This is a genomic window from Amniculibacterium sp. G2-70 (assembly GCF_014353055.1).
Lineage (GTDB): Bacteria > Bacteroidota > Bacteroidia > Flavobacteriales > Weeksellaceae > Amniculibacterium > Amniculibacterium aquaticum.
In genome coordinates this window covers 891,004-909,608 of record NZ_CP060698.1, presented here as the reverse complement: position 1 = coordinate 909,608, position 18,605 = coordinate 891,004, and the positions used below count along the sequence as shown (strand labels likewise).

The following is an 18,605-nucleotide window of genomic DNA, read 5'->3' as shown; positions in this document are numbered from 1 at the left end:
CAAACTAACAATACTCATACTTATCCAAATGATTTCAGTACAAGGTTTAGGGCTTCATCACGCAGGAAATTATCTGTTCCGCGATGTTAATTTCACCATCAAAAAAAACGACAAAGTCGGTTTGGTCGGGAAAAATGGCGCCGGAAAATCGACTCTGCTTAAAATTCTTTCCAACGAAATAAATTTCTTTGAAGGTTCAGTCGTTCCAGATGGAAATATTACCATCGGTTTTCTGAAGCAAGATTTGGAATTTGTAAAAGGCAGAACCGTGTGGAACGAAACCTTGCAAGCTTTTGAACAAATTAACCTTTGGAAAAAAGAACTGGAAGAAGTCAATCATCAATTGGCAACCCGAACCGATTATGAGAGTGATAGCTATAGTGACCTGATCCATCGACTGACGGATCTTAACGATCTTTTGCATCATCACGATGCATACAATTTGGAAGGCGATGTAGAAAAAGTCCTTCTTGGTTTGGGTTTCAAAGCGGATGATTTCGATAGAATAACCGATGAATTTTCCGGAGGATGGCGCATGAGAATAGAACTGGCCAAACTTTTACTTCAACAAAATGATTTGCTACTTCTCGATGAGCCTACCAACCACTTGGATATGGAATCCATTATTTGGTTAGAGAATTTCTTAATGGATTACAACGGAGCCATCGTCCTGGTGTCGCACGACAAGCAGTTTATGACCGCCATTTGCAACCGAACTTTTGATGTGAACAACAAAAAAGTGGACGATTATAAGGCCAATTATTCCAAATATTTGGAATTGAGAAAGGAAAGGAGAGAGAAATTGGAACAAGCCAAGAAAAATCAAGATGCCGAAATCAAACAAATGGAAGACAACATCAACCGTTTCCGAGCATCAGCTACCAAAGCGAGTTTTGCACAATCCCTCATAAAAAAATTGGATAAAATAGAACGAATTGAATTGGATAACGAAGATGTTTCTAAATTCAACATTCGATTTGTACAAAGTCAAGTGCCCGGAAAGGTGATTTTCGAAGCCGAAAACCTGGGTAAAGCCTACGGGAAAAAACAAATTTTTGACGGTGTCGATTTCTTTGTCGAAAGAGGCGATAGAATTGCGCTCCTTGGACAAAATGGACAAGGGAAAACCACCTTGGCAAAAATTCTTTCAGGTGAAATTAAAGACTACTCCGGCGATTGGAAGCTGGGACACAATGTGAACATCGGTTATTTTGCACAAAATCAGGACGAAGTCTTGAACGGAAACAATACCGTATTGCAAGAAGCCGAAGATGCGGCAACCGAAGAAACCCGACCGAGAGTTAGAGACCTCCTGGGAAGTTTCCTGTTTACCGGAGAAGATGTACAAAAGAAAACAAAAGTGCTTTCCGGAGGCGAAAGAAATCGTTTGGCTCTTTGTAAGTTGTTGCTTAGACCGTTCAATACCCTGATTATGGACGAACCTACCAACCACTTGGATATTCAGTCCAAAGAAATTATAAAATTGGCTCTCAATAAATTTGAAGGAACCCTAATTGTCATTTCCCACGATAGAGAATTTTTACAAGGCTTGGCCGATAAAATTTTTGAATTCCGTGATGGACAAATGAAAGAGTTTTTAGGAAATATCGATGAGTATTTGGAGTACAGACAGAAAGAATCCATCCGAGAAATATCGGTGGAAAAATCCAAGTTGGAAGTAAAAAATACGGTGAAGGCTGAAGTGGACAATTCTGAAAATTCAGAAAACCAAATCAAAAATTCAAAACCGGATTTTGTGTCTAAAGAACAAAAAGCCATTCAAAATAAAATTAAGAAAACCGAAGAGAAAATTTCAGAATACGAAAAGGAAATTGCGACTTTGGAAGATTATTTCTCCAAAACCAACCCTACAGAAGCCGACCTGAAAAAATACAACGAGCTTCAAGCCGAGTTAGATGCAGTAATGGCCGAGTGGGAAACTCTATCTTTGGAATTGGAAAGCTAGTATGAATACTTTTTCTATCTTTGAACCATGAAATTGTTGAGGAAATATAAAAAGGTATCCGCCATGTTGGTCATGGCGGTATATTTATTTGTAGCCATTTTCTCTCAAGACATCCACCAACACAATCATGGCGTTTTCTTACAGTTTGAGAAAGGTCAAAAACACATTTCAGATCAACCGTTTAAAGGGGCTTCAAAAGACTGTCTTTCCTGTCATTTCTTATTGGATGGACATGCATTAGAAATGCTTGCTTTTGATGCGTTAGATTTTCAAAATCTGTGGGTCGATGCATCGTTTGCTTCCACAACGCCTTCGGTTCAATCGTCATTATTTCTCTCTTTTTACCTTCGCGGTCCTCCATTTTTGGGTTAATTATAAATTTTATTTTTTATTTTTTAACCCTGTTTGATGTATTTAAACTCATTTTTCAATGAGTACTTTCTTGTGTATGCAAGAGATGGACATCGACATCATTATTTTTATTCATGAATTTTTTTAAACTGATGCTGTTCTTTTTAGGAATGGCCCTAATACCCGCACAACAATACAGCGTTTCTGGTGTTGTTGTGGATTTTCACGACAAAACTCCACTGTCCAATGCAACGGTACAGCTGGGGGGCCATACAACAACTACCAATACCAAAGGCGAGTTCCAACTAAAGTTAAAAGCGGGTGAATATCGTTTGCTGGCGAAGCATGCCGAATGCGACGACTACCAAGAAGAAATCAAAATACAGTCGGATCTTTTTTTGAAAATCATTCTGGAACACCATGTTACCGAAATCGAGACGGTAAAACTTCATAAAAAAAGTCGAGAGTCCGGATCGGTTCGGGTTTCGACAATTTCAAATAAGGAACTATCAAGAAACGCTACCGAAAACTTGGGGAGCTTAGTGTCCAATATCTCCGGAGTTTCTGCTTTGAAAACCGGAAATAATATTGCCAAACCCATTATCCATGGTCTTTATGGCGACCGAGTAACCGTAGTGAACAATGGAGTGAAGTTGGCCGATCAAGAATGGGGTGTAGAACATGCTCCCAATGTCGATACCAATAATTTTGATCATGTTGATGTGGTTAAAGGAGCTTCGGCGTTAAGGTTTGGGATGAATGCCAGCGGTGGAGTGGTGGTTTTGGAACCGGAAATATTTCCCAAAAAAGACACCCTAAAAGGCAAAGCAAAACTTTCTGCACTGTCTAACGGAAAAGGTATGACAGCCGATTTGAGCCTTATGAAAACTTGGGACAACGCTTGGGCTGTAAAAACGCGTGGAGGTTACAAAAAATGGGGCGACCTGTCCACACCAAATTATAAACTGATGAATACAGGTATGGAAATGAATTCTTTTGGTTTTACGGTTCAAAACAGCGATTTTTATAAAGGTTTTTCGGTTGATTATTATCTGACCAATCAGAAAATCGGAATTTTCAGAGGTTCTGATGTCGGAAATCTGAACGATTTGTACGAAAGTATTCTGAATCAAAAACCCATTTACACACGAGATTTTTCTTATAAAATAGACAATCCACATCAAGAAATTCAGCATCATATTGCCAAGATTTCAGCATACAAAAGATATGAAAATTGGGGTAAATTTTCTGTAGATTATAGTTTCCAATACAATAACAGAAAAGAGTTTGATCTCCGCCGTGGCGAGCTCAATAATCTTGCAGCCATGGAGCTGGAGCTGTTTACCAATCAAGTCAATATCAATAATGTTATAGAAAGAGAAAAATGGTCTTTAGAAGCGGGCATTAACGCTCAGTATCAGTACAACTATTCGCCCATTACAACCCAAGCCAAGCGATTGATTCCCAATTATCATCAATATAATTTTGGCGGATATTCGGTGTTTAAATATACGGTTATTCCAACTTTGAGAACCGAAATCGGAATCCGTTACGACCATCATAATTACAGGGTGAAGGCATGGTTTGATGAAAAGTTTTGGGAAGAAAATTATGCACAGAATTTTTCTCAATTCTACAAGAAAACAGAGGGGAATAGAGTGTTTGTAATACCGAATTTGTCCTACGATAATTTCGGATTAAACGCAGGGGTTTTGTGGGAAATTAACACCAACAATCAGTTGGGAGTTTCGTATTCAAACACCAGTAGAGTGCCGAATGTGGCCGAACTTTTTGCAAATGGATTGCATCATTCATCAGCGATGATAGAGGTAGGGACTTTGAATTTGAAAAATGAAAAGACACAACAGGTTTCTTTGAAAATGGATGCCAAAATAAATGCATTGGATGGCTTGAAACTAAATGTGACGCCTTATTTTTCTGAGATAAAAGATTTTGTGACCCAAGTTCCTACAGGAATTCAAAATACCATTCGTGGTGTTTTTCCAGTTTGGACCTACCAACAAGTTGATGCACAAATGCACGGCTTGGATGCAGATTTACAATGGAAACTCAATTCTAAACTGAAATGGATTGCACAGTTTTCTTATGTTTACGGTCAGGACAAAAGCAATCGTCAACCTTTGATTATGATGATGCCCATGCAGTTGAAAAATGCATTGGAAATCAATGTGCCCTGGAAAAAATCTTTTCTGAGAATTGAACATCAATGGATAGATCAACAAAAGAGGTATCCGGTGTACAATCCAACCTTAAAAATCTTTGGAAACGGAATAGAGATCGAAAAAAATCTGGATCTTTCCACACCTCCTTCGGGGTATCAACTTTGGAATTTGTATGTAGAAACTGAGTTGCTTTCTCGTTTTACATTTGGTTTGAAAGTAGATAACCTGCTGAATAAAAATTATAAAAATTACATGAACAGAATGCGATTTTTCGCCCACGAAACGGGACGAGATTTTATACTATCTGTTCAATATCAGTTTTAAATTCAAAATAAAATGAAAACAAAAATCATAGTTGCCCTTAGTTTTTTATTGTTCGCTTTGTCGTCTTGTCATCGTGCAGATGAAGATTTGGATGTGCTCGCTCAAGAAGAAATTTCAAATATTGTACTTCTCTTAAAAGACGATCAGACCGGAGAGGTGAAGGCTTATAATTACACCGCCAATGCATACGATTTGCCAAAAGTGAAACTCGAAATAGGAAAAACCTATACCGCAGATCTCGTGTTTAAAAATGGAGATGAAGATTTGAATTCGGAAATTATTGCAGCCAAAGATGAACATTTTTTGCTTTTCAATTTTCAAAATGCCCAAGTAGAGCTTAGTCGTTTGGATGGAGCGAACGATCTTAGGTCTGATGGTATGAAAGTGGGATTGAAAACAAAATGGAAAGTCTTGGACTTGCAACCGGCAGGTGCTCAGCTAATTTTGACCATGAATCACGGTGCGATTTCGGTGTCAGAAAGCCAAAATAATACCACCTTTGGACATGCCGAAGGTGGTGAGACGGATGCCGAAGCATTCTTTGATTTAATTTTTTAGTCCCATATTGTCGATCAGTCGAACTCCTGCAACCACCACTACGATAAAAGCTCTATATTTTTTGTCTTTTTCAAGGGTGGTTGCTGTTTTTAAGTTGTTTTCATCGGCAATGATGAAGTATTCCAGCTCCATATCTTGGTCATTTTCAAAAACTTCTTTTACCTTTTCATGAATTTCAGGAAGTGGTGTTTTTGGAAAGGACTCTTCAACCCATTTTAAGGTTTCATGGATTTTTCCTGCTTTTAGCTTGAGTTCGTTGGTCAACCTTTCGTTTCTGGAGCTCATGGCCAAGCCGTGTTGCTCACGAAAAATTGGGACTCCAATTATTTTTATTTGGAGTTTTAGTTGCCTTACCAACTCTCGGATAATGGCCAGTTGTTGGAAATCTTTTTCACCAAAATAGGCCTGGTCGGGTTGTACCTGTCGGAAAAGCTCTTCCACAACAGTACCTACGCCATCAAAGTGTCCAGGTCTGGAGGCGCCTTCCATTTCTTTTTCGATGCCTCCGAAATCATACGATTTACTTTTTGCTTTTTCCGGGTAGATGTCCTCGACTTCCGGGAGGTACACGACATCCACCAAGGCAGATTCTTTTAGTTTTTCAATGTCGCGATCTACTGTTCTAGGATATTTTTCAAGATCTTCGGCGTTGTTGAATTGGGTAGGATTTACAAAAATGGACGAAACCACCAAATCATTTTCTTCTCTGGCTTTTTGGTAAAGTGAAAGGTGTCCATCGTGCAAAGCGCCCATGGTTGGGGCAAAGCCGATTTTCTTTCCCATCTCTTTCTGCCTTTCGATATAATCCTGTAGTTTTTTTCTGTTTTTAATGATTTCCATGATGAACGAATTTCAACCTCAAAAATAATTAAAATTTACCGTCAATAAACTTCAATTTAAAAATTTGATTGTTTTTTATAAAAAAACAACGACCAATGATTATTCATTGATCGCTGAAGTTAAAATAGGATAAAAAAAGTATTATTGTCCGGACCAACCCAGCGCCCAAGTTGGGGTGGTGGTTCCGTTACCGGCACCGCTGGCGTTGTTGTTGATGGTGTAGGTGTTATTGTTGGTTGTTACGGTGTTTCCGCTGCTGTTTTTTGCAGAAATTTCTGTGGTGATGTTGTCAAATTTCACATTGGTAATTTTTCCGTTTCCATTGAAATGGTTCAATGTAGCATCGTGCTCCAAGTTGATGCCTGTTTTCCATCCTGAAAGTACAATGTTGTCAAAATTCCCATGGGTGCCTACTCTCAGTTTTAGGCCATCGGCTTCACCGGTAGTTGCTCCGATAAAGGTGGCATTTTTAATGGTGGGGTTGGATCTGGGATCGGCATTGTTGTTGTTGGAGTTGTTGTCACCTTCTATACCTCGGTTTCCATTGCCATCGGCTCTTCTTTTGGTGAAGATGTTTGTGGCAGTGCCGTTCCAGCCTTCGGTCCAATCAAAGGCATCGTCTTCGTTTCCGATCGAGATAATGTTGGAAACATTTACCGTTCCACCAAAAAATTCAATTCCATCATCGGATCCATTTAACAAAGCAACATGGTTGATGGAAGTTCCATTTCCTACGGCAAATAAAGAAAGTCCGTTGAATTCTTTGTCGGCCGTGAAAATAGCTCCGGCATATTCTATTTTCACATAATTTAATACTCCGGAATTGTCATTGGCTTCGCTTCCTCCATAGGTAGCATTCCCAACTTCGGCAGTAGCTGAACTGCCTTTGTTAATGGGTGCTTTACCGCAAATTACGAGTCCACCCCAGCTACCGGGACTTGCACTAAGCGAAGTGAAAACTACAGGTTGGGAAGCGGTGCCGTTGGCGAATATTTTGCCGCCTTGTTTTACCGTAAGATAGGATGAGGTGCCTCCTGAGGCTTCTATTCTTGTTCCGGCAGGGATAACCAAAGTGGCACCGTCGTTTACAAAGACTGGGCCGGTCATTTTGTAAACCTTGCTGGGATCTAAAGTAAGGATTTCTCCTTTCTTAATTTCTCCCTGAAAGTTGTTCGGGTCCATGGTGTTTCCCGTGTTTACAGTGATTTCTTCATCGTCATTGGATCTGCAGGATTGTACTGTGATTACTGTTGTTGCAATGCTTGCAGCGACTAGGATGCTGAAAATTGATTTTTTCATTTAATTTTTATTTTATTGATTTATATTTTGTTTAATTTTAAAATTCATAGGACAGTCCAAGACTTACGCCGCTGCCTTTTCGGTACGATTTGGAAATGAGATTGGTGGTTTTGTTCTCCTGAACCCTTTCAAACTTTGGGTTAAGAAGGTTTTTACCGCTCAAAGAAATTCCCAATCCGGATTTTAATTTTAGCTTTAAGGTGCTGTCCAAGGAGTGTATGGCTTTGTCCACCATGTTTCCTCGTTCTTCGAATCCCAAAGCATAGATGTTGTCCGACAGATAAGCGTAAGAAATCACAAAATCCAAAATTTGTTTCTTGTCCCATTTGTGTTCCCAGCCCAGGTTGATGTTGGCTAAAAAGCTGGATGCGCCTTGCATCTTGTCCAGATTCGAGATGAAATTGCTGGTGACATATTGGTTTTCGTGATCTAGTTTTTCCTTGTTCAGTTCCTGCTGGGTATGGATGTAACTGGCGTTTAGGAAGGTATATATTTTGGATTTACCTTTTTGAAACAAGTCTTTTCTAAGTTCCATTTCAGCACCGTAAACTGTACCGTAATCTCCAACATTAGCAAAGGAAACGGTGTTGGCAGAAGATGCCATGGTGATTCTGGCTATGGGGTTGGCAATGTATTTTCCAAAAGCCGTTACAGAGAGCATTTCGCTTTTGTTGGGGAAGATTTCCCATTTTAAATCGACATTGTAATTGTCGGCAGGATAGAGGTCGATGTTTCCAAAACTGGTGTCGTCTATATCTTGGTATTCGAATGGTGCAACTTCCAATAACAAAGGAGTCGTATAGGTTTTAGATGCTGAAAAACGAAGGTTTTGTTTTTCGTTTACAGCATATTTTAAGTTGATTGAAGGTAGGAGTTTTTGGTATTCTCTATTGATGGTTCCACCCAAAGGAAGAATGGATGTGTTGTAGCTCATTTCTTGTTGCAAAATGTCGAACCTCAAACCCAATTGCGCAGTTAGCTTTTCATTGATTTGAAATTCAGCCAATGCATAAGCCGCATGATTGTTAAGTTCCGATTTGAAATATTGCGGTTTCAATGCTGTTTTCGCATCCCATTTTATGTCTCCACGAAATGTGACAATATCGAAGTAGGCGCCGGATTGGTAGTTGGCAAGGTTGAAAAAAGCATCGTAGTTATTGGGATCTAACGAATACGAATTTTGAGGTGCTAAAATTTTGAAATTGTATTGCGTAGCCTTGAAGTCGCTTTGCTTGTATCTGCCGTTGTACCCAAGGGTAAGCATGGCTTTTTTGCTGAATTTATAATTGATTTTGAAGTCTCCAACGAAATCATCTTCAATCAGTCGGTCGAAGTAGCGATTATTGGCTCCTGGATTAGAGCTGGCAAAATAATTTCTTTGACTGGTTTTATCGTAAATGCTGATGTTTTGTTGTCGATCTGGTCTTTGGTTTTCAAGAAAATTATAACCCAAATTCCATGAGAATTTCACAGGTTCGGAAATCTGATGCTCGCCTCGTAACTGGTTGATGAAAAGGTTGTTGGTCTTGTAAGTGGCTCTTCTGACCTGAGTTTCGTGTTTGGTCAAAGCGAGGTCATCAAAAATATCAAAATCTCTGTCGTAGCCTTTGTAAAGGCCAAGTTTTTGCTCTGTGGTGTGCAAGAAATTGGAAGAGTAATTGAGGTTGTGTTTTGGATTTATTTTATAATTTAAATTGATCAAAGCCGTGGTGTTGGTGGCGTATTTGTATTCTTCAGAATTGTTGTAGATTTTCAAAGGATCGTTTTGTCCGTTGTAGCTCCCTCCTGTAATTCCTTTTTGGTAATGGTAATCGTTATCGAATCCTGCATATCCGAAAGCTGAAATTTTACCCTGATTTCCCACTTTGAAATGCGTACCAAAATCCAGTCCTAGCGAAGAGTTAATTGGGGTATCTCTTTCTTGGTTAATGGTTGAGGTTTCAAAAGCGTATCCAATTTGTGCAATTTTATTTTTAATCGGTTGTTGTGTGGTTTTACTGCCCCAAAAATTAGGTCCATCTTGTACTAAAAATGGATTTTTAGTTAGGGTATTGGTGTTGAATCCGGATCCTATGTTTATTTTGAAGTAGGGTTTCCCGGAATATATTTTCGATGAAATATCGATGTTGGCACCAGAAACATCGCCCCAGTTTTTTGGGTGATACACTTTCTCTAAACCGATGTGTTCGATCATGTCCGTTTTTATGATGGAAAGGTCTATGTTTTTCAGTAAAGGATCGTTCGATGGGATGGGCAATCCGTTAATGGTTGTCGTATTGTTTCTGTCTCCCAAACCACGGATGAAAATTTGGTTGCTTCCTTCTTGTTTTTGTGATCCTGTTGCTTTGGTAATGGCGGTAGAGGCGTCTCCAATTCCTTGTTTTTCCAATTGGCTGATGCCCAGTCTTTCGATAACTTCTGCCGATTTTTTTTGGATGCTCATGATGCTGTTTTCTGTACTTTTTTTACCAACACCTTGCAGGATAACCACTTCGATTTCTTTGGTTTTTGTTAGGCTGTCCTTTTCTTTTTTTTGTCCAAATATCGATTGCGAACTGCATAGTATAATGAGTGTAGCAATGCTTAATTTACAATTTTTCATTCTTACTTTTTTATCTTTTTTAACACCGCAAAGTAAGGTTGAAACAGGAAAATAATCGATTTTGTAATCTTTAATAAATCTTTAAAAAAGTGTTAATAATTTTATCGTATTGTAAATGGAATATGAACAATAGACGGTTTTGAAAACGAGTATTAAATTGATGTGGCGGTCGTAACGAGGTTTGTACTTCCTTTTAGGTGTTTTTGTTGGGTATTAATTCTTCAAAAAATCCTTGTTAACTGTTAGTAATATTGGTGTTTTTCATCAAGTTTTACTTTAAAAATCAGTGAGAAAAAAAATATCGTTTAATTTTTTTGTAAATTTGCAGAATATAGGTGTATCAACTTTAAAAACAAGATAGAAATTATTATTATGCCGAATCAGAAAATACTTTATGTTACCACTGCAATGTATCCTTACCAAGAAGATGATAATTTGGCCGCAATGGTAAATAAAATGGCTCTAAAGATGTATCAGGAAGGTAACGATGTTAGGGTTTTTATGCCAAGATTTGGACAAATCAGTGAAAGAAAATTCCAGCTTCACGAAGTGATTCGTCTTTCTGGTATGAATGTGATTATCAATGACTTGGATCAGCCTTTGATTATAAAGGTGGCTTCTCTTCCTGGCGAAAGACTTCAGGTGTATTTTATTGAAAATGAAGAGTATTTCAAGAGAAAACAATTTTATTTTGACGACCAAGATCAACCTTTCGATGACAACGATGAAAGAGCAATTTTCTTTGCCAGAGGGGTTATCGAAACCGTTAAAAAATTAAATTGGGTTCCGGATGTTATTCATATCAACGGATGGATGTCTTCTTTTGTGCCAATTTATCTAAAGACTTATTATAAAAACGATAATTATTTTGCAGATACCAAAATTGTACTTTCTTTGTACAATGAAAAAGACGGTAAGATCCAAAATCAAATCGAAGATAAAATGAAATTCGATAATATCGAAGGACTTTCTGCGTTTAAGAAACCGACCTTCCAAAGTTTCGTTGCCGAAAGTATGAACTTTGTTGACGCTGTGGTGAAAGGAGATGAATTCCTTGAAGGGCTTTTAGATAAAGAGTTTACTAAGACCCAAACCACTAAAATGGAATATTTGGAAATTGATGCCATAGGAACATTATACGATAAATAATCATTGATGAAAATAAATATTAATAAAATCTATAGCGCTTCTGCAATTGTTTTCGGAAGTGTTTTTTTGTTAAACTGCGAACCCAATGCGGACAGTTTAGGTGAACAGTTTTTTGCTGACAGCATGGTGCAAGGCGAACAAAAATCGTACGGACTAATCGCAAATAACCTGAACAATAACGATACGGTAAGGGTAGATGCCACTCGCTTGCAATACGCCAGTCTTGGTGCTTTTGACGAGCCTGTTTTTGGTATGCAAAAATCGTCCTTCGTAACCCAAGTCAGAATGGATGCTTACAATCCGGACTTCGGAACCAATGCCGTTGTCGATTCTGCAGTCTTGGTGCTGAAACCGTTGTACGCATCGGATTCTTTAACCACAACTACAGACGAAAATTATATCTATCCTGAAGGAAATATTCCTGCTAAAAAAGTGGTAGAGTCGTATCCGGTTCAGAAATACGGTAAAACGAAAATTGGTGGTAAAACCCTATTCAATATAAAAGTTCATGAAGTATCCGAATTTTTGTATGGAAATGCAGATCCCATTTATTCCAACAAAATTGTTGCTTACAATACTTTGTTGGGATCTAAAGTTTTTGACGGTCAAGTAAACACGGTGAAAATCACTAAGGACTCCGATGCTTCTGCTTTGTGGAGTTCTACGGTAGGAAGTCTTAGAATACCGTTGGATGCTTCCTTTTTCCAATCAAAAATTATAGCCAAAAAAGGCAGTCAAGAACTGAGCGATGCCTCCAACTTCATCCGTTATTTTCAAGGCGTTAGAGTTTCCGTTGATGAAAATGATGGATACATGATGAAGTTTACCCCAACCGATGCTCAAATTGTGATGTATTATAAATACGACAAATTAGAAAACGGAGTAAATACCCGACCTCAGAAAACATTCAATTTCAATCTGGGCACGGGAAACACCCAGTTCAGTCAGATTCAGTACAATCGTAATTCAACCATGGTCGCAACGGCGATGGGGAATATTAATCCGAACGGTGACTCCAAATTATTCCTTCAAGGAATGGGAGGTCCAGGAGCGGTTTTGAAAATTCCGGCAGCAACCATTGCTGAATTAAAAGCAAAATATCAAAATGAAAAAATAGGCATCATCACCGCCAAAATCCGTTTGTACTCAGATGTTACCGTTTGGAACAATAAATATGCAAAGCCAACCGATTTCTTGTTCAATACCAAAAATGCAACCTCATTTATATCGGATATCAATACCTTGACCGGTGCGCCGGGTTTTCAACTGATAAAGTATTATGATATCGACAAAAATCCTGCATATTACGACATTACGATTACCAAATCGTTGAAGGATATTGTAGAAAAAGAGGAAGCAAATTCAGACTTTGTGATCAATATCGGTAGTTATTTGAAAAACTCACAAACCGGAAATTTCTTTGGTCTGAACTATCACGATAGAGCGTACAAACCCAATAGAATTGTCTTGGTGGGTACCGATGCAAACAATGCAAACAGAGCACAGTTGAATGTGATCTACGGAAAAAAGTAAAAGAAAAAATAAACCTAAGTAAAAATTAAAAACTAAAATCAATAAAAAATTATGTGTGGAATTGTAGGATATACCGGCTTTAGAGATGCTTATGAAGTGGTGATTAATGGACTGAGAAGGCTGGAATACAGAGGATATGATAGTGCTGGTATTGTTTTGAGAGATAAAAACAACCAGTTTGAATTAAAGAAAACAAAAGGAAAAGTTGATGATTTGGTAGAGGTTTCATCTCAGTTAAAGGAAACTTCAACCATTGGGATGGGACATACACGATGGGCAACTCACGGAGTGCCAAGTGATAGAAACTCGCATCCACACATGTCCAATAACGAGAAAATCGTTTTGGTGCATAACGGGATTATCGAAAACTACGATACCATAAAAACCATGCTTACGGAGAAAGGATTTACCTTTCAATCTGAAACAGATACTGAAGTTTTGGTCAATTTGATACAATTCGTAATGGACGAAAATGCCAATTTGGATTTTCCGACAGTCGTAAGATTTGCATTGAATGAAGTTTACGGAGCGTATGCAATTACAGTAATGCATCAGGATTTCCCTGGAGAATTGGTTGTTGCCAGATTGGGATCTCCTTTGGCTATTGGTTTGGGAGAAAACGAATTCTTTATCGCCTCCGACGCATCTCCTTTTGTTGAATTCACCAAAGAAGCCATCTATTTGGAAGAAGGACACATGGCGATCATCTCTCTAGAAAAAGGAGTGGATATTAGAAGCATCCAAGACAATTCTAAAATTGAACCGGCCATTCAAGAATTAAAACTCAATTTGGAACAAATTGAAAAAGGAGGATACGAGCATTTTATGCTGAAAGAAATCTTCGAACAGCCAAAATCCATTCACGATACCATGAGAGGAAGAATCTTGGTGAATGAAGGTGTGGTAAAAATGGCCGGGATTTGGGATCATTTAGAAAAATTCAAGAATGCCAAAAGAATCATCATCATCGCTTGCGGTACCTCTTGGCACGCCGGTTTGGTCGGTGAATATTTAATCGAAGAATTTGCAAGAATCCCTGTTGAGGTAGAATATGCTTCAGAATTTAGATACAGAAACCCAATCATCAATAGCGACGATGTCGTGATTGCTATTTCTCAATCTGGAGAGACGGCAGATACCATGGCAGCATTGAAATTAGCAAAAGAAAAAGGAGCTTTCATATACGGAATTTGTAATGTTGTCGATTCTTCCATTGCGAGGATTACCGATGCGGGATCTTATACCCATGCAGGTCCAGAAATTGGAGTGGCTTCTACAAAAGCTTTTACAGCTCAGTTGGTGATTTTGTCTCTGATTGCATTGAAATTGGGGAAACACAACGGTCAGTTGGGCAATGCCGAGTTCATGAGTCTCATTGCGGAATTGGATGCTTTACCTACTAAAATTGAAGAAGTTCTGCATGCAACACACGATTTGGTTAAAGAAATTTCAAAAGATTTTGTAAATGCTCAAAATTTCCTATATTTAGGCCGTGGTTATAATTATCCATCAGCTTTGGAAGGAGCTCTAAAATTGAAAGAGATTTCTTACATCCATGCAGAAGGATATCCGGCAGCTGAAATGAAACACGGACCTATCGCTTTGATCGACGAAAATATGCCTATCGTGATTATTGCTCCTAAAAAAGGACATTATGATAAATTGGTAAGCAATGTTCAGGAAATCAAAGCCAGAAAAGGAAAAGTAATTGCCGTAGTGAACAAAGGAGATGTTCAGGTGAGCGAAATGTCGGATTATGTTATCGAAATCCCAGAAACTTCAGAATGCTATTCTCCAATTGTTTCTGCGATTCCGTTGCAGTTGTTGGCCTATTACATTGCAGTGTACAGAGGGGCAAATGTAGATCAGCCGAGAAACCTTGCGAAATCCGTAACCGTGGAGTAATTTCCATTTTGAAATGTAATAATTCAAGATTTTTTTCGGTTTTTCAAAAAAAATCTTAATAGTTTGTTAAAAAAATTATATATTTACCGCTTAATTATAAAAAACAACATGAAAAGGATATTTCTTTTATTAGCATCAGCGTCTTTAGCAGTATCTTGTTCTGGTGGCAAATCTTCAATTGGTAAGCCCGGAACAAAAGGAGAATTGATACCTAGAGAGAATTCAAAATCTTTTGTGGCAGAAAGACCATACGGAATGGTTGCTATTCCTGGAGGTTCTTTTATCGCAGGTCTTGCCGATCAGGATCCTACGAAAATGCCCGAGAAAACCGGCCTGAAGACGGTAACTGTTAATTCATTCTATATGGATGAAGCTGAAACGACCAATGCAGAGTACAGAGTTTTTGTAAATTATGTAAGAGACTCCATCGCGAGAACTTTGTTGGCTGAAGCTGCTGGTGACGGTGGTGGAGGGAACGGTAGAGGCGCTAGTATTAGTGACTATGCTTATAAAGGAGATCCAAACCAAAACGGAAACTTAACACCGTATCAAGAATATTTGGAGAGCCAAGGAGGTGCTGAATTTGATCAAGCGAAAAGACTTGATTGGAAAGTTCCATTGCATTGGAATACCAAAAGCTATCCAGATGTTGAATATGCAGAGGTGTTAGAGTCCATGTACCTTCCAGCTTCTTCTAGAATTGGTAACGAGAAAATTATCGATGCCAGTAAGTTGAAGTATGCTTACCAGTGGGGAGATATGGAAAAAGCCGTAAACGACAAAGAAAGAGGTGCAAATTTCTTGAAAAAAGAAAGCATTGCTATCTATCCGGATACTACCGTTTGGATCAAAGACTTCCACTACGCATATAACGAACCATTGTTCGAACAATATTTCTGGCACAATGCGTATAAAAACTATCCAGTAGTTGGTGTTACTTGGGATCAAGCGAGAGCATATTGTAACTTTAGATCAAAGTTAAAGTCTGATTATAACGACCAATTAAAGAAGAAAAAACAAAAACCTTTAGCGTTCAGATTACCAACAGAGATGGAATGGGAATTTGCAGCAAGAGGTGGAAAGCAAAATGCAACTTACCCTTGGGGAGGTCCGTATATGATGGACGACAGAGGTTGTTATTTGGCTAACTTCAAACCAAAAAGAGGTAGCTATGTCGAAGACGATAAAAAAGGAACTTATATGTATTCTGCTCCTGTGAAAAAATTCAGAAAGAACGGATACGGATTGTTTGATATGGCAGGAAATGTTGCTGAATGGACAGATTCTCCGTATAACAATGCAACTTACCAATTCGCTTCTACATTAAATCCTTCTACTAAACATGCAACCAACGACGAGAAATCTGTAAGAGGTGGGTCTTGGAAAGATGTAGGTTATATGTTGATGACCGGATACAGAGACAGAGAATATAAAGATTCTGCAAGAAGCTACATCGGTTTCAGAACTGTTCAAGATGTTCCAGATGCGATGACTGCTAGATTCAGAAGAAACACCAAATAAAACTCACATTATCATTAATAAAAACTAAAATTGAATATGTTTAAAACTAAAGAAGCTACAATGAATTTCGTTTATTCATTTGGAGCAGCAATCGTAATCTTGGGTGCATTGTTTAAAATTACGCACTGGAGTATAGGTCCATTAACAGGGAATGTAACTTTGGCAGCCGGCCTTATTACAGAAGCCATTATTTTTATCGTATTTGCTTTTGATCCACCAAAAGTTGAAGAATCTTATGCTTGGGAAAATGTTTATCCAGAGCTTTTGGACAGACATGCAAAACCTAACCCTTTGCATTCCAATGTATCTGCAATGAAAAGCGCAGGAAATCAATTTGCTGAATTAGAAAACAATCTATCTAATAAATTGGATAAAATGTTGGAAGATGCAAAACTGGATGTTGCTTTATTCGAAAGATTGAAAGGAGGTATCGATAAATTATCGTTCTCTGTGGATCAAATCTCTCAAACGGTTGATATCTCAGGATCTACTCACCGTTATAACGACGAAATGAACAAAGCTGCAGATCACATGAAAAACATGAACGATTTGTATGCAATTCAATTAGAAACTGGAAAAATGCAATCGGATTTCTCTAGAAAATATGTAGAAGATATGCAGAAATCTGTAGAGCATTCTAATAAATTTAACGAAGAATTACAAGGTTTAACATCTAACTTGAACAACTTGAATAGAGTATATGGCGGAATGCTAACCGCTATGAAGTCTTAATTTCCTCTTCATTTTATTATTAATCTAAAAAAAAGTAGTAAGAATGGCACAAGGAAAACAGACCCCTCGTCAGAAGATGATCAACTTGATGTACTTGGTATTCATTGCCATGATGGCCATGAACATCGATGCAGAAATCATTAGATCATACTATGACTCTACTCAATCGTTGAAAGACACAAGACTTTTAACTCAAGAGAAAAATACAGAAATCTTTGAGGTAACCTTGAAAGCAAAAGCTGCAAGTGTACCGGATACTTATGAGCAACCGTATCAACAATATCTTAAGTTAAAAGAAAAAATTGATGCTTTGGTATCTCATGCAGACCAAATCAAAGACAAATTGCAAAAAGATGCAGGATTGGATATGAAAGCCGATTTAGCAGATAATTTCAATGCATTGAATGATAATACTTCGGTAACTGAGTATTTCTTTACCAGCGGTGATGAAAACATCCCTTCTGGAAAAGCAAAAGAATTAAAAGCGAAAATTGATGATGTAAGAAATTATATCGACCAAACTTTTGCAGGAAATCCAAATCTTAAGAAACTTGTAGAAAGAGCTGATAAAGCATTGATTACTGAATTCCCAAAAGGACAAAAAATCAATCAAAAAAATTGGTTGCAATACAAATTCTATCATCAACCTCTAATTGCGGCCATCTCTAACTTAGAGATTTTGCAAAATGATGCTAGAAATGTACAGTCCGATGCATTGGCAATGATGCTTCAAGAAAAAGTTGATGCCAACATCAAGTTTAACCAGTACGAAGCTATCGTTTCTGCTCCAACTGATGTTGTTGCTGGAAAACCTGCTGAAGCAACTGTAGTTTTAGCATCGTATTCCAACTCTAATAAAATCGCCATCAACGGTGTGGATAGAGTTGAAAACGGAAAAGGATATAAGTCTTTACCAACTTCTGGTTTAGGTGAAAGAACTTTCAGCGGATCAATTACGGTAAATACTGCAGATGGAAAACCTCAAACGATTCCATTTACACATACCTACAATGTAATCTCTGGTCCTCAAGAAGTAAAACTTCAACAAGGATTGATGCTTAGCGCGGATAAGATGAATGTGGTGTACAGAGGTTTAGAAAACCCTATTTCTGGATCTATTCTAGGTGCTGATAACGCACAATTATCGCTATCTGCTCCTGGTGCATCTGTTAAATCTTTAGGAAAAGGAAAATGGATCGTAGTACCACAATCGGGTAATGTATTGAAAATGACATTGTCAGGTAGAGACCCTCATGGAAAATCTTTATCTCAAGTATTTGAATATAGAATTAAAAATGTACCTGCTCCACAAGGTCAAGTTAGAGGTAAGAATGTTGTCGGAATGCCTGCTGGTTCTATCCAAAACCAAATTGTAACAGCAACTATTCCAGACTTTGACTTCCCAGTGACCTTTACTGTAACAGGATTTAAATTCAAAGTTGCAGGTAGAGCCGCTACTTATGTTACAGGGAACAGTTTAAGTTCAGTTTCTGGAATGACAAATAACTTGAAATCTGGTGAAGCTGCATGGATTTTTGATATTGAAACTACAATTTCAGGTCTAGGAGCTTATAAACCAAAACAAGCATCACCAGTTGTAATTAACATTCAATAGTAATTTTTAATTAGAAATATTTTCAGC

At 38.1% G+C, this 18,605-nt stretch carries 13 protein-coding genes; 10 read left to right on the top strand and 3 right to left on the bottom strand.

Annotation, left to right across the window (positions count from 1 at the left end):
• The first annotated feature begins 28 nt into the window (after positions 1-28).
• From H9Q20_RS04140 to H9Q20_RS04125, 4 genes are all read left to right on the top strand, one after another.
• Positions 29-1,966, top strand: coding sequence for an ABC-F family ATP-binding cassette domain-containing protein (locus H9Q20_RS04140; protein WP_187478359.1), 1,938 nt, complete (start codon positions 29-31; stop codon positions 1,964-1,966).
• Positions 1,967-1,993: 27 nt separating this feature from the next.
• Positions 1,994-2,338, top strand: coding sequence for a hypothetical protein (locus H9Q20_RS04135; protein ID WP_124642380.1), 345 nt, complete (start codon positions 1,994-1,996; stop codon positions 2,336-2,338).
• 113 nt (positions 2,339-2,451) lie between these two features.
• Positions 2,452-4,824, top strand: a complete 2,373-nt coding sequence (locus H9Q20_RS04130) for a TonB-dependent receptor (RefSeq protein WP_187478358.1) — start codon at positions 2,452-2,454, stop codon at positions 4,822-4,824.
• Between the two features lie 12 nt (positions 4,825-4,836).
• Positions 4,837-5,382: a hypothetical protein gene (locus tag H9Q20_RS04125; protein WP_187478357.1), complete on the top strand. Its 546-nt coding sequence runs from the start codon at positions 4,837-4,839 to the stop codon at positions 5,380-5,382.
• Here H9Q20_RS04125 and panC read toward each other — a convergent pair.
• The 3 genes from panC to H9Q20_RS04110 all read right to left on the bottom strand — a co-directional run bounded on the left by panC (position 5,371) and on the right by H9Q20_RS04110 (position 10,123).
• Complete coding sequence (panC, locus tag H9Q20_RS04120; RefSeq protein ID WP_124642386.1) at positions 5,371-6,222, bottom strand: pantoate--beta-alanine ligase; 852 nt, start codon at positions 6,220-6,222, stop codon at positions 5,371-5,373. The genes H9Q20_RS04125 and panC overlap by 12 nt on opposite strands.
• 141 nt (positions 6,223-6,363) lie before the next feature.
• On the bottom strand, positions 6,364-7,521 hold the full coding sequence (locus H9Q20_RS04115; RefSeq protein ID WP_187478356.1) for a hypothetical protein: 1,158 nt from the start codon (positions 7,519-7,521) through the stop codon (positions 6,364-6,366).
• Between the two features lie 37 nt (positions 7,522-7,558).
• Positions 7,559-10,123 carry a TonB-dependent receptor domain-containing protein gene (locus H9Q20_RS04110; RefSeq protein WP_187478355.1) on the bottom strand — a complete coding sequence of 855 codons (2,565 nt, stop codon included), beginning with the start codon at positions 10,121-10,123 and terminating at the stop codon, positions 7,559-7,561.
• A gap of 372 nt (positions 10,124-10,495) precedes the next feature.
• Between H9Q20_RS04110 and H9Q20_RS04105 the strand changes: the two genes are divergently transcribed.
• The 6 genes from H9Q20_RS04105 to gldM all read left to right on the top strand — a co-directional run bounded on the left by H9Q20_RS04105 (position 10,496) and on the right by gldM (position 18,578).
• The gene (locus H9Q20_RS04105) at positions 10,496-11,272 is read left to right on the top strand and encodes a glycogen/starch synthase (RefSeq protein WP_124642393.1); all 777 of its coding nucleotides are present in this window, start codon (positions 10,496-10,498) and stop codon (positions 11,270-11,272) included.
• Positions 11,273-11,278: 6 nt separating this feature from the next.
• Positions 11,279-12,805, top strand: coding sequence for a DUF4270 domain-containing protein (locus H9Q20_RS04100; RefSeq protein WP_187478354.1), 1,527 nt, complete (start codon positions 11,279-11,281; stop codon positions 12,803-12,805).
• 51 nt (positions 12,806-12,856) lie between these two features.
• Positions 12,857-14,710, top strand: a complete 1,854-nt coding sequence (gene glmS, locus H9Q20_RS04095; protein WP_187478353.1) for a glutamine--fructose-6-phosphate transaminase (isomerizing) — start codon at positions 12,857-12,859, stop codon at positions 14,708-14,710.
• A 108-nt stretch (positions 14,711-14,818) separates the two neighbouring features.
• The gene (gene gldK / locus H9Q20_RS04090; protein WP_124642399.1) at positions 14,819-16,231 is read left to right on the top strand and encodes a gliding motility lipoprotein GldK; all 1,413 of its coding nucleotides are present in this window, start codon (positions 14,819-14,821) and stop codon (positions 16,229-16,231) included.
• A 36-nt stretch (positions 16,232-16,267) separates the two neighbouring features.
• Positions 16,268-16,963 carry a gliding motility protein GldL gene (gene gldL / locus H9Q20_RS04085; protein WP_187478352.1) on the top strand — a complete coding sequence of 232 codons (696 nt, stop codon included), beginning with the start codon at positions 16,268-16,270 and terminating at the stop codon, positions 16,961-16,963.
• A gap of 43 nt (positions 16,964-17,006) precedes the next feature.
• Positions 17,007-18,578, top strand: a complete 1,572-nt coding sequence (gene gldM, locus H9Q20_RS04080; RefSeq protein ID WP_124642403.1) for a gliding motility protein GldM — start codon at positions 17,007-17,009, stop codon at positions 18,576-18,578.
• The last annotated feature ends 27 nt before the right edge of the window (positions 18,579-18,605 follow it).

Excerpts from the sequence above, each read along its gene's own strand:
- H9Q20_RS04140 (WP_187478359.1), top strand. The coding sequence starts at position 29 with ATGATTTCAGTACAAGGTTTAGGGCTTCATCACGCAGGAAATTATCTG.
- H9Q20_RS04135 (WP_124642380.1), top strand. The coding sequence starts at position 1,994 with ATGAAATTGTTGAGGAAATATAAAAAGGTATCCGCCATGTTGGTCATG.
- H9Q20_RS04130 (WP_187478358.1), top strand. The coding sequence starts at position 2,452 with ATGAATTTTTTTAAACTGATGCTGTTCTTTTTAGGAATGGCCCTAATA.
- H9Q20_RS04125 (WP_187478357.1), top strand. The coding sequence starts at position 4,837 with ATGAAAACAAAAATCATAGTTGCCCTTAGTTTTTTATTGTTCGCTTTG.
- panC (WP_124642386.1), bottom strand. The coding sequence starts at position 6,222 with ATGGAAATCATTAAAAACAGAAAAAAACTACAGGATTATATCGAAAGG.
- H9Q20_RS04115 (WP_187478356.1), bottom strand. The coding sequence starts at position 7,521 with ATGAAAAAATCAATTTTCAGCATCCTAGTCGCTGCAAGCATTGCAACA.
- H9Q20_RS04110 (WP_187478355.1), bottom strand. The coding sequence starts at position 10,123 with ATGAAAAATTGTAAATTAAGCATTGCTACACTCATTATACTATGCAGT.
- H9Q20_RS04105 (WP_124642393.1), top strand. The coding sequence starts at position 10,496 with ATGCCGAATCAGAAAATACTTTATGTTACCACTGCAATGTATCCTTAC.
- H9Q20_RS04100 (WP_187478354.1), top strand. The coding sequence starts at position 11,279 with ATGAAAATAAATATTAATAAAATCTATAGCGCTTCTGCAATTGTTTTC.
- glmS (WP_187478353.1), top strand. The coding sequence starts at position 12,857 with ATGTGTGGAATTGTAGGATATACCGGCTTTAGAGATGCTTATGAAGTG.
- gldK (WP_124642399.1), top strand. The coding sequence starts at position 14,819 with ATGAAAAGGATATTTCTTTTATTAGCATCAGCGTCTTTAGCAGTATCT.
- gldL (WP_187478352.1), top strand. The coding sequence starts at position 16,268 with ATGTTTAAAACTAAAGAAGCTACAATGAATTTCGTTTATTCATTTGGA.
- gldM (WP_124642403.1), top strand. The coding sequence starts at position 17,007 with ATGGCACAAGGAAAACAGACCCCTCGTCAGAAGATGATCAACTTGATG.